27 protein-coding genes and 1 tRNA gene are annotated in these 26686 nt (G+C 67.9%); 11 read left to right on the plus strand and 17 right to left on the minus strand.

Translation table 11 applies throughout. The features are described 5' to 3' along the window. The first annotated feature begins 468 nt into the window (after positions 1-468). On the plus strand, positions 469-3291 hold the full coding sequence (locus AC06FD_RS11075) for a TonB-dependent receptor plug domain-containing protein (RefSeq protein WP_259206627.1): 2823 nt from the start codon (positions 469-471) through the stop codon (positions 3289-3291). A gap of 884 nt (positions 3292-4175) precedes the next feature. Here the strand turns inward: AC06FD_RS11075 and rarD are convergent. Together rarD and yedA are read right to left on the minus strand one after the other, a co-directional pair. Then, positions 4176-5081, minus strand: coding sequence for an EamA family transporter RarD (rarD, locus tag AC06FD_RS11080; protein ID WP_478077821.1), 906 nt, complete (start codon positions 5079-5081; stop codon positions 4176-4178). Next, positions 5078-5983, minus strand: coding sequence for a drug/metabolite exporter YedA (gene yedA, locus AC06FD_RS11085; protein ID WP_478077822.1), 906 nt, complete (start codon positions 5981-5983; stop codon positions 5078-5080). Before yedA ends, rarD begins: the two co-directional genes overlap by 4 nt. A 213-nt stretch (positions 5984-6196) precedes the next feature. Here yedA and AC06FD_RS11090 point away from each other — a divergent pair, with 213 nt between their 5' ends. Both AC06FD_RS11090 and AC06FD_RS11095 read left to right on the plus strand, forming a co-directional pair. Further along, positions 6197-7537 (plus strand): MFS transporter, encoded by a 1341-nt coding sequence (locus tag AC06FD_RS11090; RefSeq protein WP_259206632.1) that lies wholly within the window; start codon positions 6197-6199, stop codon positions 7535-7537. 141 nt (positions 7538-7678) lie between these two features. Continuing rightward, positions 7679-8242, plus strand: a complete 564-nt coding sequence (locus AC06FD_RS11095; RefSeq protein WP_478077823.1) for a hypothetical protein — start codon at positions 7679-7681, stop codon at positions 8240-8242. 6 nt (positions 8243-8248) lie between these two features. Here the strand turns inward: AC06FD_RS11095 and AC06FD_RS11100 are convergent, their stop codons facing one another. From AC06FD_RS11100 to AC06FD_RS11115, 4 genes are all read right to left on the minus strand, one after another. After that, positions 8249-9901 carry a M28 family metallopeptidase gene (locus tag AC06FD_RS11100; protein WP_478077968.1) on the minus strand — a complete coding sequence of 551 codons (1653 nt, stop codon included), beginning with the start codon at positions 9899-9901 and terminating at the stop codon, positions 8249-8251. 89 nt (positions 9902-9990) lie between these two features. Beyond that, a complete protein-coding gene (locus tag AC06FD_RS11105; RefSeq protein ID WP_259206634.1) occupies positions 9991-10923 on the minus strand; it encodes an MBL fold metallo-hydrolase in 933 nt (310 codons plus the stop codon). 30 nt (positions 10924-10953) lie between these two features. Next, a complete protein-coding gene (locus tag AC06FD_RS11110) occupies positions 10954-11292 on the minus strand; it encodes a hypothetical protein (protein WP_259206635.1) in 339 nt (112 codons plus the stop codon). A 131-nt stretch (positions 11293-11423) separates the two neighbouring features. Then, positions 11424-12713 (minus strand): tryptophan--tRNA ligase, encoded by a 1290-nt coding sequence (locus tag AC06FD_RS11115; RefSeq protein WP_478077824.1) that lies wholly within the window; start codon positions 12711-12713, stop codon positions 11424-11426. 108 nt (positions 12714-12821) lie between these two features. On the opposite strand from AC06FD_RS11115, the gene AC06FD_RS11120 reads away from it, so the two are divergent. Continuing rightward, positions 12822-13655, plus strand: a complete 834-nt coding sequence (locus AC06FD_RS11120; protein ID WP_259206637.1) for a hypothetical protein — start codon at positions 12822-12824, stop codon at positions 13653-13655. 96 nt (positions 13656-13751) lie between these two features. On the opposite strand, the gene AC06FD_RS11125 is transcribed toward AC06FD_RS11120, so the two are convergent. From AC06FD_RS11125 to rocF, 3 genes are all read right to left on the minus strand, one after another. After that, on the minus strand, positions 13752-13973 hold the full coding sequence (locus tag AC06FD_RS11125; protein ID WP_256775189.1) for a CsbD family protein: 222 nt from the start codon (positions 13971-13973) through the stop codon (positions 13752-13754). A 192-nt stretch (positions 13974-14165) separates the two neighbouring features. Next, complete coding sequence (locus tag AC06FD_RS11130; RefSeq protein ID WP_038691079.1) at positions 14166-14303, minus strand: entericidin A/B family lipoprotein; 138 nt, start codon at positions 14301-14303, stop codon at positions 14166-14168. 236 nt (positions 14304-14539) lie between these two features. Continuing rightward, entirely contained in the window at positions 14540-15460 is a 921-nt protein-coding gene (rocF, locus tag AC06FD_RS11135; RefSeq protein WP_259206642.1) for an arginase, read from the minus strand. A 307-nt stretch (positions 15461-15767) separates the two neighbouring features. On the opposite strand from rocF, the gene AC06FD_RS11140 reads away from it, so the two are divergent. The 5 genes from AC06FD_RS11140 to AC06FD_RS11160 all read left to right on the plus strand — a co-directional run bounded on the left by AC06FD_RS11140 (position 15768) and on the right by AC06FD_RS11160 (position 18810). Continuing rightward, a complete protein-coding gene (locus tag AC06FD_RS11140; protein WP_259206645.1) occupies positions 15768-16220 on the plus strand; it encodes a roadblock/LC7 domain-containing protein in 453 nt (150 codons plus the stop codon). A 76-nt stretch (positions 16221-16296) separates the two neighbouring features. Further along, on the plus strand, positions 16297-16656 hold the full coding sequence (locus tag AC06FD_RS11145) for a roadblock/LC7 domain-containing protein (protein ID WP_259206647.1): 360 nt from the start codon (positions 16297-16299) through the stop codon (positions 16654-16656). 54 nt (positions 16657-16710) lie between these two features. Next, positions 16711-17667 (plus strand): hypothetical protein, encoded by a 957-nt coding sequence (locus AC06FD_RS11150; RefSeq protein WP_394162896.1) that lies wholly within the window; start codon positions 16711-16713, stop codon positions 17665-17667. Continuing rightward, the gene (locus AC06FD_RS11155; RefSeq protein ID WP_259206649.1) at positions 17664-18203 is read left to right on the plus strand and encodes a GTP-binding protein; all 540 of its coding nucleotides are present in this window, start codon (positions 17664-17666) and stop codon (positions 18201-18203) included. Before AC06FD_RS11150 ends, AC06FD_RS11155 begins: the two co-directional genes overlap by 4 nt. A gap of 205 nt (positions 18204-18408) precedes the next feature. Beyond that, positions 18409-18810: a hypothetical protein gene (locus AC06FD_RS11160; protein WP_478077825.1), complete on the plus strand. Its 402-nt coding sequence runs from the start codon at positions 18409-18411 to the stop codon at positions 18808-18810. Positions 18811-18892: 82 nt separating this feature from the next. On the opposite strand, the gene AC06FD_RS11165 is transcribed toward AC06FD_RS11160, so the two are convergent. The 4 genes from AC06FD_RS11165 to birA all read right to left on the minus strand — a co-directional run bounded on the left by AC06FD_RS11165 (position 18893) and on the right by birA (position 21536). Next, positions 18893-18968 (minus strand) — tRNA-Thr (locus AC06FD_RS11165). Positions 18969-18984: 16 nt separating this feature from the next. Further along, entirely contained in the window at positions 18985-19815 is an 831-nt protein-coding gene (locus AC06FD_RS11170) for an SPOR domain-containing protein (protein ID WP_478077826.1), read from the minus strand. Positions 19816-19824: 9 nt separating this feature from the next. Beyond that, positions 19825-20562, minus strand: coding sequence for a type III pantothenate kinase (locus AC06FD_RS11175; RefSeq protein WP_259206719.1), 738 nt, complete (start codon positions 20560-20562; stop codon positions 19825-19827). Further along, the gene (gene birA, locus AC06FD_RS11180) at positions 20559-21536 is read right to left on the minus strand and encodes a bifunctional biotin--[acetyl-CoA-carboxylase] ligase/biotin operon repressor BirA (RefSeq protein ID WP_478077827.1); all 978 of its coding nucleotides are present in this window, start codon (positions 21534-21536) and stop codon (positions 20559-20561) included. The genes AC06FD_RS11175 and birA overlap by 4 nt, the downstream gene beginning before the upstream one ends. 117 nt (positions 21537-21653) lie before the next feature. Here birA and AC06FD_RS11185 point away from each other — a divergent pair, with 117 nt between their 5' ends. Next, complete coding sequence (locus AC06FD_RS11185) at positions 21654-21926, plus strand: hypothetical protein (protein WP_259206723.1); 273 nt, start codon at positions 21654-21656, stop codon at positions 21924-21926. Positions 21927-21934: 8 nt separating this feature from the next. Continuing rightward, positions 21935-22726 (plus strand): M90 family metallopeptidase, encoded by a 792-nt coding sequence (locus tag AC06FD_RS11190; RefSeq protein ID WP_478077828.1) that lies wholly within the window; start codon positions 21935-21937, stop codon positions 22724-22726. A 42-nt stretch (positions 22727-22768) separates the two neighbouring features. On the opposite strand, the gene AC06FD_RS11195 is transcribed toward AC06FD_RS11190, so the two are convergent. From AC06FD_RS11195 to dusA, 4 genes are all read right to left on the minus strand, one after another. Then, the gene (locus AC06FD_RS11195; RefSeq protein WP_478077829.1) at positions 22769-24193 is read right to left on the minus strand and encodes an ATP-binding protein; all 1425 of its coding nucleotides are present in this window, start codon (positions 24191-24193) and stop codon (positions 22769-22771) included. Between the two features lie 23 nt (positions 24194-24216). Further along, on the minus strand, positions 24217-24900 hold the full coding sequence (locus AC06FD_RS11200) for a response regulator transcription factor (RefSeq protein ID WP_038691087.1): 684 nt from the start codon (positions 24898-24900) through the stop codon (positions 24217-24219). A gap of 72 nt (positions 24901-24972) precedes the next feature. Next, positions 24973-25341 (minus strand): hypothetical protein, encoded by a 369-nt coding sequence (locus AC06FD_RS11205; protein ID WP_259206727.1) that lies wholly within the window; start codon positions 25339-25341, stop codon positions 24973-24975. 212 nt (positions 25342-25553) lie between these two features. Beyond that, entirely contained in the window at positions 25554-26570 is a 1017-nt protein-coding gene (gene dusA, locus AC06FD_RS11210) for a tRNA dihydrouridine(20/20a) synthase DusA (RefSeq protein ID WP_478077830.1), read from the minus strand. Positions 26571-26686 lie beyond the last annotated feature (116 nt).

Here is a 26686-nt window from a genome sequence, read left to right on the forward strand (position 1 = left end):
GGCCGCAAGCGGCCTCCTCCTTTATTTTGCCCAGGAGCCTACCGGCTGCTACGAGGCTCGGCTTGCGGTGCGTAGGCGGCAGAGCGGGATCTTCTGACGGAAAGTCACAGCGCACTTCATGCGGCCACGCGGAAGGGAGAAGAGATTTCTTCGCACACCGTCGGCACACACTGAACGCTTCCCGTCGATGCACATACGCGTGCACTCAAGTTGACGGGACCATCGCCGTTATCGGTGCCTCTGCCTGCATCGGCGCGGTGTGCATCGCACGTACTGCAGCGCATTGAAAAAAGATTGTTCGCCGACCCGCGAATTTGTCAGCGAGCGTTCATTTTTAGCGGTTTTTATGCTTTCAGATGAAAGTAAAAATTTTGAAAAGTCATTAGACTCCCGCCCCCCGCGTCGTGATGTTGTCCCCACGCCGCCCGCAAGGGCGCTTGTTTTTACCGAGAAAGAGAAATCGCACGGATGTATTTGAAGACCCACCCGCTGCGCAACGCGATTGCCATCGCGCTTGTCGCCAGCTGCAGTGCCCCTGCCTTCGCCCAGACCGCCAATGACGGCACCACCAATCTGGATCGCATTGAAATCACCGGCTCGCGCATCCGCCAGGCCAGCGTCGAGAGCGCCCAGCCGGTCGTCGCGCTGAACCGCGCCGAGATCGAAAAGAAGGGCTACGTCAACGTCGCCGACATCCTGCAGGACGTCACCGCGGCCGGCGCGCCGAGCATGAGCCGCGCCAACTCGCTGGAGTCCGGCCGCGACTTCGGTGGCATGTACGTCAGCCTGCGCAACCTGGGCCCGGAACGCAGCCTGGTGCTGATTGATGGCCGCCGCATGGGCGTGTCCGCCGCCGGCTACTCCGACCTGGCCTCCATCCCGTCCTCGATCGTGGACCGCGTGGAAGTGCTGACCGACGGCGCCTCGGCGCTGTACGGCTCGGACGCCATCGCCGGCGTGGTCAACATCATCACCCGCAAGAATTTCGACGGCGCGGAAGTCAACGCCTACGTCGGCCAGTACAGCGAAGGCGACGGCCAGAAGACCAGCTATAGCGCGACCTTCGGCAAGACCTTCGACCGTGGCTGGGTCACCGTCGGCGGCGAATACTCCGACGAAGATCCGATCCTGGGCGGCGCACGTGAATTCACCGCCTACCCGAACGGCCCGCGCCACCCGACCGACGGCCTGAGCGGCGTCACCCCGTGGGGCTACGCCACTGTCGATGGCAAGAACCTCAGCGTGGGTCCGGGCGGCGACCCGACCGTGCTGGGCAACTTCGTGCCGGCCGACAAGGCCAACGATGCCAACACCAAGACCAACATGAGCCTGCTCACCGGCCTGCAGCGCAAGTCGGTGTTCGCCAACGGTGGTTTCTCGATCAACGACAACCTGCGCCTGGTGGCCGACGCGCTGTACACCGAGCGCGAGTCGACCAAGCAGCTGGCCGGTTACCCGTACCAGAGCACCGGCGGGCGTGCGCTGCTGTCCAAGGACAGCGCGTTCAATCCGTTCGGCCGTGACGTTGCCTTTGCGCACCGCACCGAAGAACTGCCGCGCGGCACCGAGAACAACCTGACCACCAAGCGCGCCAGCGTGGGCGTGGAAGGCAGCTTCGAGACCGGTTCGCGGTACTGGGACTGGAACGTCAGCTACATGTACAACCGCAACGAAGGCGAGCGCATCGGCACGGGCAGCATGTACCAGCCGAACGTGAACCAGTCCGTCGGTCCGTCGTTCATCGATGGCCAGGGCGTCGCGCATTGCGGCAGCGTCGGCAACGTGATCGCCGGCTGCACGCCGTGGAATCCGCTGGCCCCGATGGGCTACACCGGCCCGGGCGCACTGGGCAACCAGGACGTGCAGGACTACCTGTTCACCCGTTTCACCGACAAGATGCAGAGCACCACCAAGGTGGCCAGCGCGAACATCTCCGGCTCGCTGTTCAGTCTGTCGGCCGGTGACATCATGGGCGCGATGGGCGTCGAGCACCGCAGCGAAGAAGCCAGCTACGACCCGGACCTGATGGTGCGCAACGGCCAGATCGCCGGCACGAGCGGCCAGCCGACGCGTGGCGACTACGCGCTCAACGAAGCCTACCTGGAACTGCAGGTGCCGCTGCTGGCGGACATGGCCTTCGCCCGCGAGCTGTCGCTGGATGTGGCCGGTCGTTACTCGGACTACAACAACTTCGGTTCGACCACCAACACCAAGTTCGGCCTGAAGTGGAAGCCGATCGACAGCCTGCTGGTGCGCGCCACCTACGGCACCGGCTTCCGCGCCCCGACGGTGGAAAACCTCTACGGCGGTACGGTCACGACGCGTGATTCGTACACCGATCCGTGCGACACCACCTTCGGTGCGGCGGCCAACAACGCGCAGGTGCAGGCACGTTGCCGCGCCGGCGGCGTGCCGGCCAACTTCCGCCAGCTGGCGGCCGATGGCAATCCGGCGACGGTGCCGGGCCAGCAGGGTGGCACCGACTTCACCTCCGGCTCGAACGAGGCACTGAAGCCGGAAACCGCCAAGACCTGGACGGTGGGCCTGGTATACAGCCCGGAGTTCGTGTCGGGCCTGGACCTGAGCCTGGACTGGTGGAAGATCCGCATCAACGACGTGATCGTGGGCGAATCGGCCACGGACATGCTCAACCAGTGCTATGTGCAGGGCGTGGATGCGGCATGCAACCGCTTCACCCGTTCCAGGTCGGGCAAGACGATCGGCCAGGTCAGCGCGCTGGACCGCACGCTGCTCAACGCCGGCTACCAGGAAACCGCGGGCTACGACATCGCGGTGCGTTACCGTCTGCCGGAGCTGGCGATCGGCAAGTTCTCCGTGTCCTGGAACACCACCTACGTGGATTACCTGGAGCGCAAGAACGACAACGCCGAGACCACGCCGGTGCGCCAGTACGCCGGCTGGGAAGGCAACTTCCGCGTGCGTTCCAATCTGAACCTGGATTGGCAGTACGGCAACTTGGGCCTGGGCTGGACGGCACGCTACTACTCGAGCATGCAGGAAAACTGCGCCTATGCGACCGAATGCAGCAACCCGGGCTTCAGCTCGCCGTACACCGGTAACCAGGGCATCAACAAGGTGGGTTCGAACACCTTCCACGATATCCAGATGCGCTACATCCTGCCGTGGAACGGCACGGTGTCGATGGGTATCAACAATGTGTTCGACCACCAGGGTCCGATCATGTACAGCCAGCCGAACAGCAGCTTCACCTATTACGGTGGCTTCGACATCGGCCGTTACATGTACATGAAGTACCAGCAGCGTTTCTGATCAGGCCCGCCTGATCCACCTGTTCTGATCCACGGCTTACTCTCTCCAAGCCGTAGAGTGGAAGGAAGACGGCGCCCTCGGGCGCCGTCTTTTTTTATGCATCAGGCAGATCGACAGCCGCGAGTGCGTGCCTGTACGGGCCGGGCGGGTACGGGGGGGGTGCGCAGGTTCGCGTGGTCGTCATTCTTCTTGCTCTTCAGCTCTTCAGCTCTTCAGCTCTTCAGCTCTTCAGCTTCCAGAAAAAGCACTCCCACTCGCTCCGCGACCGCCACGCACTGTCACCCATAAGAGAAATACGGCGCCGTCGGGCGCCCTCTTTTCTTATGCATCAAGCAGACGCTGGAGCAAGGGCAGATCGACAGCCGCGAGTGCGTGCCTGTACGGGTCGGGCGGGTACGGGCGGGGGTGCGGGACACGCCGTGAACCCATCCATGGGGGCTCGACGTGCGCCATCCATGGCGCACGACGGTCCCGCACCCCCACCCGTACCCGCCCCTGGACAATTCATCGGCACGCAACGAACGACAATCCGCCACACATCCATGCAACAAACCATTCACCAGACATCGCTTCGCGTTGCGTTGCGTTGCCAAGGCCACCAGCCAACTGTCCAGGGCGGGGGTGTGTGGGTTCGCGGGACCGTCGTACGCCATGAATGGCGTACGCGAGCCTACATGGGTGAAGGCGCATTGCTTGCGAGGCACTGCCTCGCATGCGACTGAACGGCCAGCCGCCAGCGGCTGGACCGGGCCGCGGAGCGGGACTTGCGGCGTGTCCCGCGAACCCACACACCCCCGCCCATCCAGATGCGCGCGCCAACCAAGGCTTCGCGCTCTCAAGCTCTTCAGCTCTTCAGCTCTTCAGCTTCTAAAAGAAACCACCCCTCACCTCCGCCGCGACCGCCACACACTGTCACCAATGAACAGCAGCAGCCCGGTCCAGATCGCGGCGAAACCCACCGCCTTGGCCGTATCAAACGGCTCGCGGAAGAAGAACACCCCCAGCAACAACCCCAGGCTCGGCGCGATGTACTGGAGAATGCCCACCAGCGACAGCGGAATCCGCTTCACCCCGTAGGCAAACCCGATCAACGGCAGCGCCGTCACCGCACCGCCCAGGATCAGCAGCGCATCGTTCTTCCAGCCCCACCCCCCGAAGAACCCACCGCCGTGCCCGTTCTCGCTCCAGAGCGCAAACCCGATCGCCGGCAGGAACAGATACAGACTCTCCACCCCAAGCCCCGCCACCGGGTCCACTGAAATCAGCTTGCGCAACAACCCGTACAACCCGAACGAACAGGCCAGCCCCAGCGCGATCCATGGCGGCGTCCCCGCATCGATCGTCAGCCACGCCACCCCCACGGCCGCGCAGCCCACCGCCAGCCACTGCAGCCCGCGCAGGCGCTCTTTCAGCACCACCACGCCCAGCAGCACGCTCACCAGCGGATTGATGAAATAGCCCAGGCTCGTCTCGATCACATGCCCGGCGTTGATCGCCCAGATGTACAGGCCCCAGTTGAACGCGATCGCCAGACTGCTCAGTGCCAGCGTCGGCAGCGCGCGCTTCTGCGCCGCGATCTGCTTCCACCAGCCCGTGCCGGCGCTCAACAGCAACCAGGCCACCACCAGCACCGTGCTCCAGATGATCCGGTGCGCGATGATCTGCTGCGACGGTACCGCCTTGAGCAGGTGCCAGTACACCGGCACCAGCCCCCACAGGGTGAAGGTGAAGGCGGTGATCGCAAAGCCGCGGCGCTGCTCCTGCAGGCTGTGGTTCGGCAGCGTGCTCATTTCGCGCGTGTCCGGGTCCGTGCCAGGGTCAGCACCACCACGCCGGCCAGGATCACCGCCATCGCCAGCAGGTCATGCCCACCGAAGTGTTCGTGGCCGATGATCGCGCCCAGGATCACTGCGATCACCGGGTTCACATAGGCATAGCTCGCCGCCAGCGCCGGGCGCACGTTGTGCAGCAGCCACACGTAGGCGGTGAACGCCACGATCGAGCCGAACACGCACAGGTAGGCCACCGCCAGCAGCCCGTCCATGCTCGGCCAGGTGGTCGGCCGCTCGCCGGTCGCCAGTCCCAGCGCCACCAGCATGACCCCGCCGCACAGCATCTGCCCCGCCGCGGTCATGAAGGGATTGGGCAGGTCCAGCCCACGCGCCCACACCGAGCCGAATGCCCAGCCGATCGGCGCCACCAGCAGCAGGATCAGCCCCTGTGGCGAGGCCGTCAGGCTGCTGCCGGCGTTGAGCCAGACCACGCCGAGAAAGCCGATCGCAATGCCCAGCCATTCACCGCGGCTGGCGTGCTGGCCGCGCAGCGCGCCAAACAGCGCCATCCACAGCGGCACCGAGGCCACCGCCGTGGCGGCCAGCCCTGAGGACACCGTGCGCTCGGCCAGCACCACCATGCCGTTGCCCAGCACCAGCATGGTCAGGCCCATGATCGCCAGGTTGCGCCACTGGCGTCGGGTCGGCACGGCCATCCCGCGCCAGCGCAGCACCGCATACATCAGCGTGCCGGCGATGATGAAACGCGCGCCGGACACCATCGTCAACGGTAGCGCGCCGCCTTCCAGCGCCAGCCGGATACCCAGGTAGGTGGACCCCCAGACCACGTACACCAGCAACAGGGCCAGTACGACAAGGCCGCTCCGGGGAGCAGCCGCTGAGGGTTCGGGCGAAGACATGGCACACCACCATCCGGGGGAACCGCGATTCTAGGCCACGATGGTGTCGGGATCACCTCGACGGGCGGCACGCTGTTTCCGCTCACGTTTTCTGCGCCGGGAAATGGTTACCCTCTGGGCCATGCGCCGTGGTGCCAGGAGGGTACCCGGCGTCAGGGCGCCCCCGGGCACCTTCCCCACCCGCAACGACTCCCGTGAGGACACCCTCCCAGCATGAGCACTTCCCCCCCTTCCGCCGCCGCCCATCCCGAGCGTGCCGCGCTGCGGCGCTCGATCTCCAACACCCTCAAAGGCTCGGCCGGCAACCTGGTCGAGTGGTATGACGTCTACGTCTACTCGGTGTTCGCGGTCTACTTCGAATCGCAGTTCTTCTCGGCCGCCGACAAGAACTCCACCATGTATGTCTGGGCGATCTTCGCCGCCACCTTCCTGATGCGCCCGATCGGGGCGTGGTACTTCGGCCGCTTCGCCGACCGCTACGGCCGGCGCCTGGCGCTGACCGTGTCGGTGACGGTGATGGCCGGCTGTTCGTTCCTCATCGCCATCACCCCAACCGCCTCGCAGATCGGCATCTGGGCGGCGGTGATCCTGCTGTTCGCGCGCCTGCTGCAGGGCTTCGCCACCGGCGGCGAGTACGGCACCAGCGCCACCTACATGTCCGAGGCGGCCATCCCGGGCCGGCGAGGGTTCCTGTCCTCGTTCCACTACGTCACCCTGGTCGGCGGCCACGTGCTGGCCCAGCTGACCCTGCTGGGCATGCTCAGCTTCTGGGACAAGCCGCAGATTTCCGAGTGGGGCTGGCGCATCGCCTTCGGCATCGGCGGCATCGCGGCCATCGTGGTGTTCTGGCTGCGCCGCACCATGGACGAGTCGCTGGGCGAGGACTCCATCGAGGCAGCCAAGGAAGGACGCGCCAAGGCGTCCGGGTCCATGTACGAGCTGTTCGTGCACCAGTGGCGGCCGCTGCTGCTGTGCTTCCTGATCACCGCCGGCGGCACCGTGGCCTTCTACACCTATTCGGTCAACGGGCCGAAGATGATCCAGAGCGCCTTCGCCGGCGATGACGTGATGACCGGCACCCTGCTCAACCTGGGCGTGCTGACCTTCCTGATGGTGCTGCAGCCGATCGGCGGCTGGCTGTCGGATATCGTCGGGCGCAAGAGCCTGCTGGTGTTCTTCGGCGTCGGTGGCGTGCTCTACAGCTACTACCTGGTCACGGCCCTGCCCAACCAGCACGATCCGCTGATGGCCTTCGTGGTGCTGGCCATCGGTTTTGTCATCCTCACCGGTTACACTTCGATCAACGCCGTGGTGAAGGCCGAGCTGTTCCCCACCCACGTGCGCGCGCTGGGCGTGGGCTTCGGCTACGCGGTGGCCAACTCGCTGTTCGGTGGCACCGCGCCGCTGCTGTACCAGGCCGCGCTGAAGACCGGGCACGTCAACTCGTTCGCGATCTACGTCACCGCGGTGATCGCGGTGTCGCTGCTGGTCTACGTGTTCTTCCTGAAGAACAAGGGCCCGAACTGGCTGGACGGTACCCGTACCCATCCGTAAACACGGCCATGATGCGGGCCGCACACGCGGCCCGCAGTTCCGTCGCAGCGTCTGTATCACCTACCCTTGCAGCAGATCCTGCGGCGTTGCGCCACGGGACGATGCAGCACGAGGAAGCAGCCGGTGCGGGGATGGATCCTGATGATGGTGTTGATGCTGGGCGTGGCCGTGCCGGCCATGGGGTCCGCACGCGAATGTCGTGCCGGGCAGCCGGTCCCCGATCGCCAGCCCAGCCGCGTGGCCGCGCCGCCCACCGCGGCGGCGATGCAGGCCCACGTGCTGGCCTGCCAGCGGCTGGGCCAACGCAACCAGGCGCTGCGCCCGTGGCTGGCGCCGCTGAAACGAACGCTCGGCCTGGGCATGGTGGGCGGCGCATTGCTTGCCGTGCTGGCGCTGCTGCACGCATGGCGCTCCCGGCGTCGCAGCTACGCGCATGTGCCTGCCTTCGTGGCGCTGCACTGCGTGGCCCTCTGGCTGCTGCTGGACAACGCACTGGCGCTGTATCGCGGGGTCATGCGGCACAGCATGCGCGGGCGAATGCACTGGATCTGGTACGAGCTGTCGCCGGCGACCTTCACCGTGCAGCAGTGCGTGAACCTCGTCCTCGCGATCACCGCGCTGGTGATCGCCTGGGTAGTGGTGCGCGGTAACCGGCCGCCGCGGGCCGCCAACCCGCTGCCACGGCGCGGCCCGCGCCGGCGCTGAGCAGGCTCAGCGGCGCCCGGATTCGGTCTTCTGGCGTTCGGCGCGGAACTCCGAACCCTCTTCCCACGTGGGCCAGCGCCGGCTGTTGGCCAGTTCCGCGCCCAGGTCGTAGACCAGCAGGGTGTCGGCGGCATGGCCGCTGGCATCCCAGCTCGGCGTCCAGGCATCGCAGGCCTGGTGGTAGCACGCGGCGAAGTAGGCCTCGCGCAGCTCACGCCCCTTCTCCAGCCCGCCCTCGCGCATGTCCAGCCCCGGCCCGATGGTGATCGCCGGCACGCCCAGGCGGGCGAAGGCGAAGTGGTCGGCGCGGTAGAAGAAGCCGGCCTCCAGGTTCGGGTCGGGCGAGTAGCTGCGGCCCCGGGCCTTGGCCACGCGCTCCAGGTCACCTTCCAGCGATACCCGGCCCTTGCCCCAGGAGGCGATGTCGCGGGTGGGGCCGTCCGGGCTGAACATCTCGATGTTGATCACCGCCGCGGTCTTGTCCAGCGGCGCCAGCGGATGGGCGGCGTAGTAGCTGGCGCCCAGCAGCCCCTTCTCCTCGGCGGTCAGCGCCACGAAGTACAGGGTGCGTTGCGGTTGCGGGCCGGCGGCGAACACCCGGCCCAGTTCCAGCACGGTGGCCACGCCGGTGGCGTTGTCGATCGCGCCGCGGCGGATGCGGTCGCCCTTGGCATCGGGCTGGCCGATCCCGAACGCATCCCAGTGCGCGGAGAAGATCACCGCTTCGTCGGCATGCGCGCCGCCGGGCAGCTTGGCCACCACGTTGCGGGTGACCACCTGCTCGCGCTTGAGCTTGAAGGCGACCGACAGCTGCGCGTCGCCCAGCGCCACCGGGGTGAATGCCGGGGTCATCGCCTTGCGCTTCTCGGCGTCGAAATCCAGGCCGGCATCGCGGAACAGCTGCTCGGCCACGCTGCGCTGCAGCCAGCCGCGCACCGGCACGTGCTGGGCCAGCGCCTGCTCGGGGGTGCGTTCGATGTCGAACAGCGGCGAGGTGCCCGAGCTCTTCACCGTCGCCCAGCCGTAGGCGGCCGGCGCGGTCTCGTGCACGATCAGCACGCCCTGCGCGCCACGCCGCGCGGCTTCCTCGAACTTGTAGGTCCAGCGGCCGTAATAGGTGACCGCCTTGCCATCGAAGGCACCGGGCTGGTCGGCCTCGAAGTCGGCATCGTTGATCAGCACCACGGCGATCTTGCCGTGCAGGTCCACGTCCTTGTAGTCATTCCAGTGGCGCTCGGGGGCGTCGATGCCATAGCCGACGAACACCAGCGGTGCATTGCGGATGTCCACCGCCTGCTGCGGGCGCAGGCTCTGCAGGGTCACGTCCTCGCCGTTGACCAGCGCGCGTGCCTTGCCCTTCTGGCGCAGCTGCGCGCGTACCGGGCCATCGACCTGGGCACGCACCATCGGCACCGGCTGCACCCAGCTGCCATCCACGCCACCGGGCTGCAGGCCGTAGGTCTTGAACTCTTCGATGAGGTACTGCACGGTACGTTCCTCGCCTGCGGTGGCCGGGGCACGGCCCTCGAATTCGTCCGAGGCCAGGATGCGCACATGTCGCGACAGCGCCTGCGGGTCGATGCCGCCGCCGGGCAGGTCATTGGCCGCGTGGGCCAGGCCGCCCACGAACAGGCAGGACGACAGCAGCAGCATGCGCATCGGATTCACGGCAGACACCAGGACGGAAAGCAGGGGCCTGCGAGTGTAACGTGACACCTGCATGACCGCGTACTGCATGCACGGCCGCGCTAGCGGCGGTCGCGGTCCAGCCAGCACGCCAGGCCCTGGGCATTGAGTTCGATATCCATCGCCAGCACCTGGGTCACCGCGGCATCATCCAGCGGACAGCCATGTGCCTGTGCGCGCTCCAGGTACAGCGCGGTGAGCGCAGCCACCAGGCAGCGGTGCCGGTCCGGACGCGCATCGCACTGCCGCCCGATCTCCACCATCGCATCGATCTGTTCGACCAGGTCCGCGGCCAGCTTGGCGACATCACCCACCCGGCCGTAATGGGTGAGAAACATCGCCTGCGGCGCATGGGCCAGCATGCGTGCGATGGACTGCTTCAGCGCATCCGGCTCGAACTGCACCGGCGAGGAGGTGGGCACGATGAAGGCACCACGCGCACTGTCCAGCTCGCGGTAGGACAGCCCGAAGGTATCGCCGGTGAACCAGGCACGGCTGCGTTCGTCCCACACGCACAGGTGGTGGCGGGCGTGCCCCGGGGTATGCAGGCACAGCAGGCTGCGCCCGGCCAGGTCGACGCGGTGGCCATCCTCGGCGATCACGACGCGCTCGGCCGCCACCGGCAATACCGGCCCGTAGCTGCGCGCGATCTCGGCTTCGCCATACACCTCGGTGGCCCCGGCGATCAGCCGCGCGGGGTCGACCATGTGCGGCGCGCCGCGCGGGTGCACCAGCAGGCGTGCGTCCGGCAACTGCTGCATCAACAATCCGGCGCCACCGGCGTGGTCCAGGTGCACATGGGTGAGGATCAGCCAGTCGACTGCATCGGGCGACAGGCCCGCACGGGTCAGCGCTGCCAGCATGGCCGGCACGGCCAGGCCGGTGCCGCAATCGATGAACGCGGCCCGGCCGTTTTCCACTACCAGGTAGGCCGCGTCGAAATCCTCGCGCTGGAACGCGGTGTCGATGGTGTGGATGCTGGGGTCGACGAACATCGGTTCATCCCTGGCGAAGTACGCCCCAGTTTAGGACGATCCGCGCATCGGCTTCGATGCGGCTTTGGTCGCACGCTGGGCCAGCCACGCCCCGCGCAGCAGGATCGCGGCGACCAGCACGGCCAGGAACGCGCCGTAGGCGTACAGCACCGCCAGCACCTGGCGCCAGATCGGCCCGGCATCGGCCTGCACCACGCCGATGTGGTGGCCCCACAGCATCGCCACGATGCTCAGCACGAAGGCCAGCAGCAGCGCAACGCCATCGAACCAGCGCCGGGCCGCATCGCGCGGCTGCCGCGGGAACAGCCAGTACAGCGCACCGAGCAGCACGAACCAGGGCAGGAACAACAACAACGACAACCAGGCCATCGCAGTCTCCCCTTCAGGATGCCCGCATCATGCCATGCGGCCTCGCCGACCGCGCCGGGCCACGCCAATGCCGGCCGTTGGCCGGCGTCACGCAACGCCATGCTTCAGGCAACGCCGGCCACGGGCCGGCCCTAGGCGCGCAGTTCCTGCAGCGCCGCCAGCACCACGTCCACCTCGGCCTCGATCTTGAACAGCTCACTCTGCAGCCCGTCGCCGTGCGCGGTCTGCTTGAGCACGCCGATCAACTGCCCCGCATCGCGCGGCGAATCGAAGCCTTCGCTCTGGATCAGCAGCGTGCCATCGCCGGCCAGCAGCTTGAAGTAGAAGCGGCCATCGGCCTCGCGGTACTGCTTGAACAGCGGCGGCGCCGCGCGCGCCTCGGTGGCGGCATCGCCGGCGATGTCACCGGCACTGGACAGGTCGCGCAGGCCCACCGCATGGCGCAGCTCCTTCAACAGCGGCACCGCATACTGCTCGCGCAACTGCTGGCCGCGGCGGCGCAACAGCGCCTCGATCTTCTCCGGCTCGGCCATCAGCGCGTCATAACGCTCGCGCAGCGGGGTCAGTTCGGCATCGATGCGCTCGAACAGCTGCTGCTTGGCGTCGCCCCAGCTGATGCCGTCGGCAAACGCCTGCGCGAACGCGGCGGTCTGCTCGGCACTGGCAAAGGCCTGGTACATCTGGAACAGCGCCGAGCCCTCGGTGCTCTTCGGCTCGCCCGGTGCGCGCGAATCGGTCAGGATGGAGAACACCAGCTTCTTCAGCTCCGCACGCGGGGCGAACAGCGGAATGGTGTTCTGGTAGCTCTTGCTCATCTTGCGGCCGTCCAGGCCGGCCAGGGTGGCCACCTGTTCGTCGATCACCACCTCCGGCAGCGGGAAGTACTCCTTGCCGTAGACATGGTTGAAGCGCTGGGCGAAATCGCGCGCCATCTCGATGTGCTGGATCTGGTCGCGGCCCACCGGCACGCGGTTGGCCTTGAAGATCAGGATGTCGGCGGCCATCAGCACCGGATACATGAACAGCCCGGCGCTGATCCCGGCGTCTTCGTCCAGCTGCTCCTCGCGGTTCTTGTCCACCGCCGCCTTGTAGGCGTGGGCACGGTTGAGGATGCCCTTGCTGGCGATGGCGGTCAGGAACCACATCAGCTCGGTGGTTTCGGGGATGTCGCTCTGCCGGTAGAACCACACCTTGTCCGGGTCCAGGCCGCACGCCAGCCAGCTGGCGGCGATCTCCAGGGTCGAGCGCTGGGTCCGCGCCGGCTCCTGCGCCTTGATCAGGCTGTGCAGGTCGGCCAGGAAGAAGAAGCTCTCGATGCCTGCCGCCTGGCTGGCCGCGATGGCCGGACGGATGGCGCCAACGTAGTTGCCCAGGTGGGGCGTGCCGGAGGGGGTGATGCCGGTAAGAACGCGGGTGGTCATGTGGGGGATCATTACGGACAGGTGAACCGCCCCAGTTTACCTGCCCCGGCGCAACCCCGTTGCACCCCCCGGGCCGTTGAACGGATCACCCCATCGCGGAGCGCTGCCATGAAACGCCTGATCCTGCCCTTGTTCGCCGTGCTGGCCCTGTGCGGCTTCCGCCCGGCCCCGCTGCCACCCCAGCCGAGCGGCCCGGTCTACCTCACCGTGATCGACCGCGACGGAGACGGCGCGCTGGCGCAGTACCGCGACGGTGCCCAGCGCTGGATTGCCGGCGAGAAGGGCCACCGCTACAGCGTGCGGCTGCGCAACCGCAGTGCCGAGCGCGTGCTGGTCGTGGTCTCGGTGGACGGCCTGAACGCGATCACCGGCGAGGTGGCCGCGCCCGGCCAGACCGGCTACGTGCTCAACCCCTGGCAGACCGCCGACATCAGCGGCTGGCGCAAGTCCGACGAGGAGGTGGCGCAGTTCGTGTTCACCTCGCCCGGGCGCAGCTACGCCGGCCGCACCGGCCGGCCGGACAACATCGGGGTGATCGGGATCGCGGTGTTCCGTGAGGCCGGCGCGATCCCGCGCGACCTGTCCCCGGCCGTCGAGCGGCGCATGACCACCGTACCGCGTGGTCGCGTCCAGGCGCCGGCCGCGGCCGAGTCGGCCATGGCCGACAGCGTCCAGGCCACGTCCGCCGCCGCGCCGGCCGCACCGGCGCCGGCCCAGCGCCTGGGCACCGGCCACGGCGCGCGCGAAACCTCGCGCGTGCGCGACACCGCCTTCGAGCGTGCCAGCGTGGCCCCCGCCCAGCAGGTCGAGGTGCGCTACGACAGCGCGCAGAACCTGCGTGCGCGCGGCATCCTGCCCGGGCCGACGCCGCGCGATGCCACCCCGCGCGCATTCCCGTCGCAGTACGTACCGGACCCGCCGCAGGACAGCCGCTGGCGCTGAAGCGGTCGCGCAGACACACGAAGGGCCGCTTGCGCGGCCCCTCGTGTGTTTCATACGCCCGATGAAGCGGCCGCGCTTACGCGGCGCCGGCCCGCATCAATGGAAGTCCGGATAATCCTTGTGCATGGCCTTCTCGAAGTCCTTGACTTCCGATTCGGCGCGGTCGCGCGCCCAGCCGTAGCGCTCCTGCAGGCGGCCCGCCAGGTATTCGGCATTGCCTTCGGCCACCTTGAAATCGTCGTCGGTAAGGTCGCCCCACTTGGCCTGGGCCTTGCCCTTGAGCTGCGTCCACTTGCCGGAAATGATGTCTTTGTTCATGGGTTGGCATCCTTGGTTGCAACGGCACCTTCGCCGCACGTACAGAGTGCCGCGGCGGACGTTCGGTGGCGGTCAAGCGCGCATGAAACGGACGCTCACCTGCTTGAATGAAGGCCATGCGCCGCCCCCGGCCACGCAAACGAAAAAGGCCGGGAGATCCCGGCCTTTTCCGTCGCCACCTGATCGCGTGGATCAGTTGGTCTTGGCGGCGTCTTCGACCTTCTCGCCAGCCTTCTGCACGTCCTTGCCAGCACCGGCAACGGTGTTGCAGCCGGACAGCATGGCCACCGAGAACATCGACAACAGCATCAGTGCAATAACACGCTTCATGGGGTTCTCCTGTTTGATCTACGTCGACACCGGCAATCCGGTCCCACCTGTCAGATGGGCCCGCCAGCGCGCCCTGCGCGCCGCGGCCCTTCTTCCTGATCGCGGTGACGTCGTGGCTGTTTCCAGCACCGCCGCCGCGTGGATGCAATCTGGCGGCTGGCGCGTGCAGCGAATGTGAACGCACCACGGCGGCGTTCAGCCACCCGCAGGAAAGCCCCGGTAACCCGGCGCCATGCTCAGTCGCGCATCAGGGTGGACTTGCCGAACAGACTCTCCACCAGGTCCACTGCCAGCACCGCGGTGCTGTTGCGGTTGTCCAGCAGCGGGTTGAGTTCCACGATGTCCAGCGAGCCCATGCGGCCGGTGTCGGCGATCATCTCCATCACCAGCTGCGCCTCACGGTAATTGACCCCGCCCGGCACGGTGGTGCCCACGCCCGGCGCGATGCTGGGGTCGAGGAAATCGACATCGAAGCTGACATGCAGGTGGGTGTTGGCATCGATACCCGCCAGCGCCGCTTCCATGGTGCGCTTCATGCCCGCCTCGTCGATGTAGCGCATGTCATACACATCCACCTGGTGCTGCTTGATCAGGCGCTTCTCTTCCTGGTCCACCGAGCGGATGCCGATCTGGTGCACCTGCTGCGGGCGGATCGCCGGCGCGTCGCCGCCGAGCCGGGTCAGCGCATCCGGGCCCAGCCCGCACAGGCAGGCCACCGGCATGCCATGCACGTTCCCCGACGGGGTCACCTCGCTGGTGTTGAAGTCCGAGTGCGCATCCAGCCACAGCACGCGCAGGGTCTTGCCCTGCTCGCGGCACCAGCGCGCCACCGCGGTGATCGAGCCGATGCCCAGGCAGTGGTCGCCGCCGAGCATGATCGGCATGCGCCCGGCCTGCAGCTCGGCGTAGGTGGCGTCCATCAGCGCGCGATTCCACGCCACCACTTCGTCCAGGTGGCGATAGCCCTGCACCGGTGCGGTCCACGGGTTGCGCGGGCCGTCCAGGTTGCCCAGGTCGCGCACGTCCACGCCACGGGCAACCAACGCGTCGGACAGCCCGGCGATGCGCAGCGCATCCGGGCCCAGGCCCGCGCCGCGATGGCCGGCCCCGATGTCGGTGGGAACGCCGATCAGGGATACGGGGGGATACGTGGCCATGGGGTGCCTCCTGCAATGACGAAAAAGAGCCACAGTCTAGCCAGCCCCGTGCAGGCCCACTCGCGGCGGTGCAGCAGGCAGCGCGATTGACTGCACGCGGCATTCCCTGCCCGCCCGCGTCCGATCTCGACGCGGAGCGAAACCCCTTGCCCGTCAAGCATTTGACGCATACGCAAGACACGCGGCGGTTCATCTTGCGTTGTCCGTGAAGGCAAAATTTCCGTGCTACATTTCACACTTCGACGCAGTACTGATTGACTAATCCAAACGGGTTGGTCGTTTTTCGTTGTGTGCCAGGGGGCAGTACGTGCAGCGCAGTGCCATTCACCAGATCGTCCGCAGTGCCAGCGGCGAGAGCCAGCCGGCCCGCCAGTTGCATGACATCGACGGCATCGACGCCGTGTTCGGCCAGGCGCGCGAACGCGAGCGCGGCCTCAAGCTGCTGATGCTTTCCACCGCCGATGGCCGCGCCGTCGCCGAGAGTTCGGCGCTGGACGTGGATGGACGCCGCCTGGCCGCGATGGCCAATTCGTTCCTTACCCTCGGCGAAACCGTCTCGCGCGAGCTGTCGCTCAGCGAGGCCGACTACGCCACCATCTGCACCAAGCAGGGCAACGTGGTGCTGATCCGCATCCAGAGCGACAAGCCGCTCACCCTCACCGCCGTGGCCGGCCACGAGCTCAACATGGCCGTGCTGCTGTTCCATGCGCGCGAGTGCGCCACCCGCCTCGAGCCCGTGCTGCGCCCGCGCGCAGGCTGATCCGCCTTCCCTTTCGTTGCGCCCTTCCGGCAGGCCCCTGGCCTGCCCTCCCACTGCCTGAAGCAAAAGGATTTACGTGCCCAATCTCAATCTGGAAAAGCTCAATTCGCTGGCGGGTTTCGTCGGTGCCGCCCTGGTCGACGGTGACAGCGGCATGGCCCTGGCCATGGTCGGCGGCGGCAACATCAACCTGGAGCTGGCGGCAGCCGGCAATACCGAAGTGGTCCGCGCCAAGCGCCGCGTCGCCGAGCAGCTGGGCCTGTCGGACACGCTGGAAGACCTGCTGATCACGCTGAGCACGCAGTACCACCTGATCCGCCCGCTGGAAAGCAACCCGCTGCTGTTCCTGTACGTGGTGATGGACCGCAGCAAGGCCAACCTGGCGATGTCGCGGCATGAACTGAAGGCCTTCGAGAAGACCCTGGACTTCAGCTGATCGCACCATGTCCCGCCCGGCTCGCGCCGAGCGGCCGCCTTGTGGCACGCCCCCATGAAAACCCCCATCCGCTCCTTCCAGATCGCCGCGACAGGCCTCGACCTGCTGCACCAGACCCGGCTCAAGCTGGCCAGTTCGCTGCTGCTGGCCGAGCGCATGGACGTGGCCCTGCAGCCGTGGTCCGGGCAGGCCGTGGACCTGCTGGTGATCGGGCTGGACCATCCGGCCAGCGCCGCTGCACTGCACCAGGCGCATGCGCTGGGCGTGCCGACGTTGCTGGTCGCGCGGCGCTTCGGCGCCATCGCACGCGGCGAACTGCCGCACGGCGCCACCGTGCGCGACCTCAACGAACAGCTCTCCACGCTGCTGCTGGCCACGCCGGACGCGGCCGACGTCGTGCAGGGCACGCCGCTGCTGATGCAGCTGGCCCGCCACGATGCGCAGCCAGCGGGCATGCACCTGCTGCAGCGGGGGGCGATGACGCTGCTGGTCGACCCGGCCACGCGCAGCATTGCCCTGCCCGCCAGCACCACGCTGGCCGAGGTGGCCGCGCAACTGGACGATGCGACCTGGTCGCTGACCCCGATCGACGTCGAGACCTTCCAGCACCAGTACGCCTACCGCCTGCCGCAGCGGCACTCGTTCGAAGCCCTGTTCTTCTGCATTGCCCACCATCGCCCCGAACTGATGCCCGCGCCGGCCGCGCAGGCCTCGCTGCAGCTGCGCCAGTGGCCCGACCTGAGCGCCGATGACGTGCCCGGCCACTGGCTGCTGGCCATCGCCCGCCTGCATGCGCGGCCCTGGCGCGCCACCGCGCTGGCCACCGCCTGCCGGATCCCGCAGGACGCCGCGCAGAGCCTGTTCTCCGCCGCGCTGGCCAGCGGCCTCGCCTTGAACCAGGATGCCCCCGTGACGCCTTCCCAACGCCGTGGCGATACCCACGATTCGCGCTTCTTCTCGTGGGTGGCGCGGCGCTTCGGCCTCAGCCTGTTCCAAGGAGCGGCATCATGAGCCTGCCCGCCAACAAGCTGGTCTTCGTCGGTGGCATGGGCGCAGGCAAGACCACGGCCGTGCGTGCGATCTCCGACGTGGAGCCGGTCAGCACCGAAATGCCGTTGAGCGAGGATGCCTACGGTGACAAGGTCGAAACCACGGTGGCGCTGGATTACAGCTCGATCGAGCTGGATGACGGCGAACTGCTGCATGTCTATGGCGTTCCCGGCCAGCGCTACCTGGACTTCATGTGGCCGATGGTCTGCGAGGGTGCGCTCGGCGTGATCGTACTGGTCAGCGCGCGCCACCCCGAGCCGATCGCCTCCACGGTGGAGCTGCTGCAGGAGTTTTCGCGGATCGCCCCGGAGGCGAGCCTCGCGGTGGGAATCACCCGTACCGACGAATACCCCGAATTGTTGATCCCCGATGTACGCCAGGCGCTGTTCGATGCCGGCTTCCGCCTGCCGGTGATGCGCGTGGACGCGCGCTCTGCCACGCAGGTGACCTTCCTGGTGAAGTCGCTGTTGTCGTATCGGTTTGCCGAGACGCAGTAAGGCGTCGTTGCGCACGGATGAATCTGACGCGTGGACCGTCCGGCCACGGGTCGTCGGCGCTTGCACGATGCGTCTGCGCCCGCGGCCATGTTTGTCCGTGCCGCCCCACCGGCGTTCGTAGAATGGTGGGTCGTGGTCCATGCTCCGCTGCCGGTCCGCATGTTAGGTTGGACATGGAGATGGTGCGGAAAACCGGAGTTCCAGCATGCCTTCCAAGTCGCACAAGCCGTACGAAAGCACAGCGTTGCCGCTGTTGTTGCTCTTGTCTTCTGCCCTGGCTGCATGCACGGGCGCAAGGATGGATCCCACCTACTCACAGGCGATGGTCGAGCCGGTGAGTGTGGAAAAGCGGTCGGATACCGAAATTTCCGTCCGCTACAAGGTTCGCCCTGAAAGTCGCCATTACGCCGGAGGCGTCGACTTTGAACGTGTGGGCGACACGCTCCGCATCAGCATCCGTCGCTGCGCAGTGGGGTCCCCCTGCGAGCCGATGGCGAAATCGGTCATTCCTTTGGATGATACCTGGCAGGCGGAAGTGCACCTCCCCTTTGATGGCAAGCGCGTCGTCGTGGTGCATGCCGATGGCGAGAAGCAGGTATACCCGTGAACACCCCGCGCAAAGAGCACGACACGGATGAATGACGTCGATCTGCACCGGGGACATCCGTGGATGCCAGCGGAGCGGAGAGTGGTGCCGCTTATCCGAATCGAACGGATGACCTACTGTTTACAAGACAGTTGCTCTACCAACTGAGCTAAAGCGGCATGGCGCGCGGCGATTCTAACGCACCCGTGCGCAGTCCAGCGAGCGCTGCTGCGCCGCGCCGCTGCGCTGGCGGGCGGCGGCGGGGTCGGCCTGCTCGGCCAGGGTCGCATCCAGCCACCACTGCGCACTGCCATCGCCGCCGCTGGCGATCAGGCGGGCGTTGAAGCCGGCGGCGCTGAGCGCGGCCAGGCGGCGGTCGGCGCCTTCACGGTTGCGGTACTGGCCCAGGGCGATGGCATTGGCCTCCTCGCCCTGGCCGATGATGTAGTAATCGCTCAGGCCGGCCGCGACGATCCGCTTGACCGTGGCCTGCGCGTCTTCCCGGCTGGCTGCGGGCGGCAGGATCACCCGGTAGCGGGTGGCGCCGGCATCGGCGACTTCGCGCAGGCGCACACCGCGCAGCAGCGGTCCGGCCTTGCCCTGCGCCGCCTGCGCGGCGGCACGGTCGGCGAACGGCCCCAGGCTCAGGCATTGCGCGGGCGCCGCTGGTGGGGCGGGGGCTGCTGCCACCGCTGCGGCCGGCGCTGGTGCGGGCGTTGCCGCAGCGGGAGGCGGCGCCGGGGCGACCGCTTCGGGTGCCGCCGCCGTAGCGGCCGGCGTCGGCTCGGGTGCGACGCGGGTGGCCGCGCTGGGCGCTGCCGGCGCCGGGGTCACGTCATCCAGGGCCTGGGTTGGCGTGGCCGCGGCGGCGGGTGCCGGCGTGGCGGTGCCCGGCAACAGCTGCAGCTGGGCCACGCCGGTACTCGGCGCAGGCGGCGCCGGCACCGGTTCGCCACGCAACATCCACCACAACGCCACCCCCAGGTTGAGGATGGCCAGCACGACGATCAGGGCACGGGTCAGCATGCGGGGATCCTACCCTGCGTCCGCAGGCTGGTGCACGGCCCAGCGTGCCAGACCATCGAGCACCAGCGACGGCTGGAAGTGCGCGTGCCCCAGCAGCGGCAGCAGCGCGGGTGCGCCGCCGCCATGCAGCAGCAACGTCGGCGTGCCACCGAGGCGTTGCGCGGCCTGTGCAACGCTGCGCTCGATCAGCGCCACCGCAGCGCCATCGCAGCCGGAGGCCAGCGCATCGGCGGTGTCGTTGGCGAATTCGCTGTAGTCCCCGCCACTGGCCGGCAACTGCACCGCGCGCGCATGCAGCGCTTCGCGCATGGTGGTGGGCGAGGCGGCGATGCGGCCGCCGTGGTGCAGGCCGTCGGCGTCCAGCAGGTCGATGGTCAGCGCGGTGCCCACGCCCGCCACCACCACGCTTTCGGCGCGCTCGGCCGCCGCCAGCAGCGCCAGGAAACGGTCCACGCCGAACTTGCCCGGGTCGGCATAGGCCACGCGCACACCGGCGTAGCGCGCCTCGGTATGGGCCACGCGCACGCTGCGGAAACGGCCCTGCAGGATCGCCAGCATGCTGCGGGTCAGGGTGGGCGCGGCGACGCTGGCCACGTAGGCGACATCACCACTGGGCAGCGCCTGCAGCTGCTCGGCGGGCATGGTTTCGGCGCCGTGCGGCCAGGCCTGCACGGCACCTGCCTGCACGCCCTGCAGCGGGGCGAACTTGAACCGCGAATTGCCCAGGTCGAACAACCAGTCGCTCATTGCGCCCTCACGCTGACTTCGCCCGCATGCACATGCTGTTCGACACCATCGATGCGCACGCGCAGCGCGCCATCGTCGGCCAGGCCCAGCGCGGTGCCCTCGCGCCAGTGTCCCCCCTGCTCCACGCGAACGGTCTTGCCGCGCAACAGGTCCAGTTCGGCATAGCGCGGCAGGAACGGTGCCAGGCCGTCGGCGTCGAAGGCCTCCAGCGCCGGCAGCAGCCGTGCCAGTACCGCGGCCACCACGGTGTTGCGGTCCACCGGGGCGCCGGCCAGGGTATCCAGGTCGATCCACGGCTGGGTGATCTGCTCGGCATGGGCGGCGGGCATGTGCACGTTGATGCCGATGCCGATCACCGCGCGCGCCGGGCCGGCGTACTCGCCGCCGCCCTCGGCCAACAGGCCCACCAGCTTGCGGCCATCGACCATCAGGTCGTTGGGCCATTTCAACCGGGCCTGGACATACCCCAGGTCATGCAGGGCCTCGGCCACCGCGATGCCAGCCACCAGGCTCAGGCCACTCAGCCGGACCAGGCCACCGGAGAACCACCGCAGCACCGAGAGATACACGTGGGCGGCCAGGGGCGAGGCCCAGGTGCGGCCACGCCGGCCGCGGCCACCGGTCTGGCGCTCGGCCAGCAGGACGCGCACCCCTCGCTCGGGCGCGCTGCACCGCAGCAATTCGGCGTTGGTCGAATCCACCGTCCAGGCCACCTGCAGGTCGCCGAGCAGGCTGGCCGCGCTCGCCGGGAGCCCGGCGCGGATGCGCTCCGGCGTCAGCAGGTCCAGCGGACGGGTCAAGCCGTAGCCCTCGCCCGCACGCCCCTCCACTTCCACGCCGGCAGCCCTAAGTCCTTGAATCCGCTTCCAAATTGCGGCGCGCGTGACGCCCATTTCCTGGGCCAGCGCATCGCCGGACAGGCGCCCGGCGCCCAGTTTGGCCAGCAGTTGGCGGTCGTCCACGGTCGCTTCCATCAGGTAATCCAGAAAATTATGCGGGAAAGCCGCGGCGCTTGCCTGCCCGGCGGGGTTCCAATCCCGGCGCTGAATCGGGCTAGAATCGAAGACTGACCCGCCTTCTGGATGTCGACGATGCGCCCGTTCGCCCATTGCCTGATCCTGCTGATGGCCCCCTTGGCCGCGCATGCTTCCGATGCGCTGACCAGCCCGGGGCGGGGCGGCTGCGTGTATTCGCCGACGGAAACCGAACGCACCGCACCGGCCGCCGCACCGGCCGCCCGCGCGCCGGCGGTCAAGCCGAGCGCGAGCAACGGCACCAGCACCGGCGGTGGCGGCGATGACGACGTGCTGCCGCGCCTGCGCGCGCCCAAGTGGCACAGCTTCCTGCCGGGCATGTTCCGCTGATCGAACGCATGTGGGGTTGGCTGCGGCGCAGGCCGCGCGAGATCGATCTGGCGATGTGGCAGCAATGCTGCCAGCGCGCGCCCTGGCTGCACGGATTGGATGCACCACGTCGCGAGCGCCTGCGCGCACTGAGCGCGCGCTTCCTGCACGAGAAAACCATCAGCCCGGTCGGCGACCTGCAGCTGGACGAGCGCGACGGCGTGCTGCTGGCCGCGCTGTGCTGCCTGCCGCTGCTGGAGCTGGGTGACGTCGGCCTGCGTGGCTGGTCGCAGCTGATCGTCTATCCGGACGCGTTCCGGGTGCAGCGCAGCCACGTCGATGCGGCCGGCGTGCTGCACGAATGGGATGACGAGCTGATCGGCGAATCCTGGGACAGCGGCCCGCTGATCCTGTCGTGGGCCGACATCCAGGCCGACATCGCCGACCCGCATGCCGGCTACTGCGTGGCCGTGCATGAAATGGCGCACAAGATCGACGTGCTGGACGGCGCGATCGACGGCACGCCGCCGCTGCCGCGCGACTGGCAGCGGCAGTGGGCGAGCGATTTCCAGGCCGCCTACGACGCCTTCTGCGCGCAGGTCGATGCCGGCCGGGACACGCTGATCGATCCGTACGCCGCCGAGGCGCCGGAAGAGTTCTTTGCGGTGGTGACCGAATACCACTTCTCTGCGCCGGACGTGCTGGAGCAGGCCATGCCGACGGTGGCCGCGCACCTGCGCCGGCTCTACGGTGAGCCGCCGGGCCTGTCGGCCGACAACCAACCATCGGCAACCGCCCCGCACATCACCACGCCGCGGTAGGCATCGACCCTTGGTCGATGCAATGCGGGCGACCGCCGCCGCTCACGGCCCCGGCGGCAGCTTCACTTCAAAACGCGCCCCGCCCAGTTCCGGCGACCGCTTGACCTGCAGCTCGCCGCGGTAGTCCTTGATCAGGTCCTGCACGATCGACAGGCCGATGCCATGGCCCTGCACGCGCTCGTCGCCGCGCACGCCACGCTGCAGCACCTTGGCGATGTCCTCCGGGGCGATACCCGGGCCATCGTCATCCACCGACAGCACCAGCCCGGCCCGGCGCGCGCCAGGGGCGGGCAACGGCGTGGCGGTGAGCAGCACGCGGCGGTGGGCCCACTTGAACGCGTTCTCCAGCAGGTTGCCGAGCAGTTCCTGCAGGTCGCCCGGCTCACCGTGGAAGCGCGCGGCTTCATCGATATCGAACTCGCACAGCACGCCCTTGCCGGCGTACACCTTCTCCAGACCGCGCACGATTTCCTCGGCATTGGACTCGATCGGCAGCGGTGCGGAGAACAGCTTGTGCCCGGACGAGGCCGCACGCGCCAACTGGTAGGACACCAGGTTGTTCATGCGCCGCAGCTGCACGTCGAACTCCTGCCGCAGGTCCTGGTCCTGGGCGCCACTGTCCAGCTGGGTGCGCAGCACCGCCAGCGGTGTTTTCAGGCTGTGCGCCAGATCGGCCAGGGTGTTGCGCTGGCGCTCGAGGTTTTCGCGCTCGCTCTCGATGAAGGCATTGATGCTGTCGGTCAGCGGTTCCAGCTCGCGCGGGTGGCGCTCGCTCATGCGTTCGGTCTCGCCGCGCTGGACCTTGGTCAGCTCGGTGATCACCCGCCGCATCGGGCGCAGGCTCCACTGCAGGATCACGGTCTGCAGCATCAGCAGGATCAGGCCGGCACCGCCCATCCAGAACCAGACCCGCCCGCGGAACACGCGCAGCTGCGCGCCCAGCGCGCGCGAGTCTTCCATCACGTAGATGGTGTACGGGAATTCAGTGGCGGGGTCGGCGTCGGCATCCCAGACCAGGCCCAGGCCATAGCGGTACACCGAGCCCTGGCTGCCGTCGATCTGGATCATCGGCAGCGGGCCTTCGAACACTTCCTGGCGCGGTGCCAGCAGGCCCCCGCCCACGGTGGGCAGCATCGGCCCTTCGGCCGACATCGAGTTGCCCTTGCCGTCGGGCATCACCACCTGCAGGTACAGGCCGCTGCCGGGCACGTCAAAGCGCGGGTCCGGCGGTTGCTCGCGGATGTATAACGACCGGTCGCGGGTGAAGTCGATCCCCGCCGCATACGCGGTGGCGTAATTCTTCAGGCGCTCGCGCAGGTTGGCGCGCGCGGTGTCGGCGAACGCCGCATCCAGCGCGTAACCGGCGATGGCCAGGAACGCGACCAGACTCACCGAGGCCGCCAGCAGCTGGCGCGCCTGCAGGGAGCGCGGCCGCCAGCGTTTAAAGAACCACAGACGGCCTGACATCATCCCTTCGTCCGGCTACGTGCTCAGCCTTCGTTGCGCGGAATCGCGAAACGGTAACCGCGGCCACGCACGGTCTCGATCGGCTTCAGTTCGCCGTCGGCATCGAGCTTCTTGCGCAGGCGGCCGATGAACACTTCCAGCACGTTGGAGTCGCGATCGAAATCCTGCTGGTAGATGTGTTCGGTGAGATCGGCCTTGGAGACCAGTTCACCGGCATGCATCATCAGGTATTCGAGCACCTTGTACTCGTAGCTGGTGAGGTCCACGTTGCTGCCGCTGACGCTGACCGTCTGCGCGGCCAGATCCAGTGCAACCGGGCCGCACTCAAGCGTGGGCTTGCTCCAGCCGGCGGCACGGCGCAGCAGCGCGTTGACGCGTGCCAGCAGTTCCTCGACGTGGAACGGCTTGACCAGGTAATCGTCGGCGCCCTGCTTGAGCCCTTCGACCTTGTCCTGCCAGCTCGAGCGGGCGGTGAGGATGAGCACGGGGAATTTCTTGCCCTCGTCGCGCAGCGCCTTGATCAGTTCCATGCCCGACATCTTGGGCAGGCCCAGATCGATGATGCCGACGTCGAACGGGACTTCGCGGCCCATGTAGAGACCTTCCTCACCGTCCTGGGCAGCGTCGACCGCAAAGCCTTCGCGCTTGAGCCGGGCTGCCAGGGTTTCCCGCAGCGGGGCTTCGTCTTCGACCAGAAGGATACGCATGAACTCTCCCTAGTGTCCTGGGTATGGCCGGGGGCCAGTGGAATACAGTTGATGACGGACAACTATCCCTGTTCAGGGGTTATCGCCGCGTAGTGAAGACATATCCGATCGCGGTGCGCGGGGCTGTGAACGCGCCGGCGCGGGGTCGTCCATGTAGCGGACCCGGCCCCGATCGTCCATGTACTTGACCCGATTGATGTCGCGACCGTCGTACGGCACCCGCTCGGCCCCCAGGATGTGCCCACCGGTGGTGCGCTGCACGCGGCGGACCGCGTCGGACAGCGAGCGCTCCGGCGGGGCACCGCGGGCGGCCCGGACCATCTCACCACGCGCCGGATCCGGGTTGGGCTCCTGCGCCGAGGCACTGCCGAGGGAGGCAGCGGCGCCCGTCGCCAGGAAGGCGAGGACGGCAAGGCGGCGGTGGCGGGTCACGGAGAACATCGGTCTGATCCTAGCGGAGCGCGGCAAAACGTTCAAAAGTTGTAAATCCGATCGCGCCAACCTGGGCCGGCGTTTTACGAATCCTTAGCGAATTCTTGGTTTTACGCAGTGAATCCGGTCTGAACTTTTCAGGTCGCACGGTCATGCCGTTCATCTAAGTGAACATTGGCGGCTAAAGCGTGGCGCTTGTCAAGCTGACAAGGTGATACGGCTCACGCAGCGACGCGCTCGGCCTGCGCGCGGGTGACCGCCAGCGCCTGCTCGATGAGCTCCCAGCCCGCGCCGAGGCGATGGGCGCCCTCGCTGAGCACCTGGCGGAAGGCCCGCCCGCCTGGCTGCCCGTGGAACAGGCCCAGCAGGTGGCGGGTGATGTGCTTGAGCGCCAGGCCGCGGTCCAGCTGGGCGTCGATGTAGGGACGCATCGCCCGCAGCAGCGCCTCGCGCGGCTGTACGGCCATGCCGGTCTGGGCGGCCTCCAGCTGATGCAGTACGTAGGGGTCGTGATAGGCCGCGCGGCCGAGCATCACTCCATCCAGCGCCGGTAACTGGGCCTGTGCCGCCTCGACCGTGGCCAGGCCGCCGTTGAGCACGATCTGCAGCTGCGGGCGGTCGGCCTTGAGACGGTGCGCCCAGTCGTAGCGCAGCGGCGGCACTTCGCGGTTTTCCTTGGGCGACAACCCCTTCAGCCACGCGTTGCGGGCGTGCACGATGAACATGGCGCTGCCCGCGTTGGCGGACTGATCAACGAAGTTGACGAAGGTTTCGTAGTCGTTGTCTTCATCCACGCCCAGCCGGCACTTCACCGTGACCGGGATGTCCACCGCCGCCACCATGGCCGCCACGCACGCGGCGACCAGGGCCGGCTCGCGCATCAGGCAGGCACCGAAGCGCCCGGCCTGGACCCGGTCGGAGGGGCAGCCGCAGTTGAGGTTGACCTCGTCGTAGCCCCAGTCCTGCGCGATCCGCGCGGCCTGCGCCAGCAGGGCAGGCTCGCTGCCCCCCAACTGCAGGGCCAGCGGGTGCTCGCTGCCGTCGAAGCCGAGCAGGCGTTCGCGGTCGCCATGGATCACTGCGTTGGCGTGCACCATCTCGGTGTACAGCCGCGCGCCCGGGGCCAGCAGCCGGTGGAAGTACCGGCAATGGCGGTCCGTCCAGTCCATCATCGGGGCGACGGACAGGCGCAGGGAGGCGGCGTAACGCGCGGCGGCGGCTGTGGCAGGCTGGGTCATCGGGACGGAGCGTCGGATACTGCTGGCATTGCCAGCGCAATCAATAGTTTACCCCCTCGGAATGAACGCTGCCCGAGGGGTCGGGGCGCGGGGTGGGGCCCAGGCCGTCGCGCGGC

This window comes from Stenotrophomonas sp. Steno-Z1, from assembly GCF_056393175.1.

Coding starts and splice junctions, on each gene's coding strand:
- AC06FD_RS11075 (WP_259206627.1), top strand. CDS start 469: ATGTATTTGAAGACCCACCCGCTGCGCAACGCGATTGCCATCGCGCTT.
- rarD (WP_478077821.1), bottom strand. CDS start 5,081: ATGAGCACGCTGCCGAACCACAGCCTGCAGGAGCAGCGCCGCGGCTTT.
- yedA (WP_478077822.1), bottom strand. CDS start 5,983: ATGTCTTCGCCCGAACCCTCAGCGGCTGCTCCCCGGAGCGGCCTTGTC.
- AC06FD_RS11090 (WP_259206632.1), top strand. CDS start 6,197: ATGAGCACTTCCCCCCCTTCCGCCGCCGCCCATCCCGAGCGTGCCGCG.
- AC06FD_RS11095 (WP_478077823.1), top strand. CDS start 7,679: ATGATGGTGTTGATGCTGGGCGTGGCCGTGCCGGCCATGGGGTCCGCA.
- AC06FD_RS11100 (WP_478077968.1), bottom strand. CDS start 9,901: ATGCGCATGCTGCTGCTGTCGTCCTGCCTGTTCGTGGGCGGCCTGGCC.
- AC06FD_RS11105 (WP_259206634.1), bottom strand. CDS start 10,923: ATGTTCGTCGACCCCAGCATCCACACCATCGACACCGCGTTCCAGCGC.
- AC06FD_RS11110 (WP_259206635.1), bottom strand. CDS start 11,292: ATGGCCTGGTTGTCGTTGTTGTTGTTCCTGCCCTGGTTCGTGCTGCTC.
- AC06FD_RS11115 (WP_478077824.1), bottom strand. CDS start 12,713: ATGACCACCCGCGTTCTTACCGGCATCACCCCCTCCGGCACGCCCCAC.
- AC06FD_RS11120 (WP_259206637.1), top strand. CDS start 12,822: ATGAAACGCCTGATCCTGCCCTTGTTCGCCGTGCTGGCCCTGTGCGGC.
- AC06FD_RS11125 (WP_256775189.1), bottom strand. CDS start 13,973: ATGAACAAAGACATCATTTCCGGCAAGTGGACGCAGCTCAAGGGCAAG.
- AC06FD_RS11130 (WP_038691079.1), bottom strand. CDS start 14,303: ATGAAGCGTGTTATTGCACTGATGCTGTTGTCGATGTTCTCGGTGGCC.
- rocF (WP_259206642.1), bottom strand. CDS start 15,460: ATGGCCACGTATCCCCCCGTATCCCTGATCGGCGTTCCCACCGACATC.
- AC06FD_RS11150 (WP_394162896.1), top strand. CDS start 16,711: ATGAAAACCCCCATCCGCTCCTTCCAGATCGCCGCGACAGGCCTCGAC.
- AC06FD_RS11155 (WP_259206649.1), top strand. CDS start 17,664: ATGAGCCTGCCCGCCAACAAGCTGGTCTTCGTCGGTGGCATGGGCGCA.
- AC06FD_RS11160 (WP_478077825.1), top strand. CDS start 18,409: ATGCCTTCCAAGTCGCACAAGCCGTACGAAAGCACAGCGTTGCCGCTG.
- AC06FD_RS11170 (WP_478077826.1), bottom strand. CDS start 19,815: ATGCTGACCCGTGCCCTGATCGTCGTGCTGGCCATCCTCAACCTGGGG.
- AC06FD_RS11175 (WP_259206719.1), bottom strand. CDS start 20,562: ATGAGCGACTGGTTGTTCGACCTGGGCAATTCGCGGTTCAAGTTCGCC.
- birA (WP_478077827.1), bottom strand. CDS start 21,536: ATGGAAGCGACCGTGGACGACCGCCAACTGCTGGCCAAACTGGGCGCC.
- AC06FD_RS11185 (WP_259206723.1), top strand. CDS start 21,654: ATGCGCCCGTTCGCCCATTGCCTGATCCTGCTGATGGCCCCCTTGGCC.
- AC06FD_RS11190 (WP_478077828.1), top strand. CDS start 21,935: ATGTGGGGTTGGCTGCGGCGCAGGCCGCGCGAGATCGATCTGGCGATG.
- AC06FD_RS11195 (WP_478077829.1), bottom strand. CDS start 24,193: ATGTCAGGCCGTCTGTGGTTCTTTAAACGCTGGCGGCCGCGCTCCCTG.
- AC06FD_RS11200 (WP_038691087.1), bottom strand. CDS start 24,900: ATGCGTATCCTTCTGGTCGAAGACGAAGCCCCGCTGCGGGAAACCCTG.
- AC06FD_RS11205 (WP_259206727.1), bottom strand. CDS start 25,341: ATGTTCTCCGTGACCCGCCACCGCCGCCTTGCCGTCCTCGCCTTCCTG.
- dusA (WP_478077830.1), bottom strand. CDS start 26,570: ATGACCCAGCCTGCCACAGCCGCCGCCGCGCGTTACGCCGCCTCCCTG.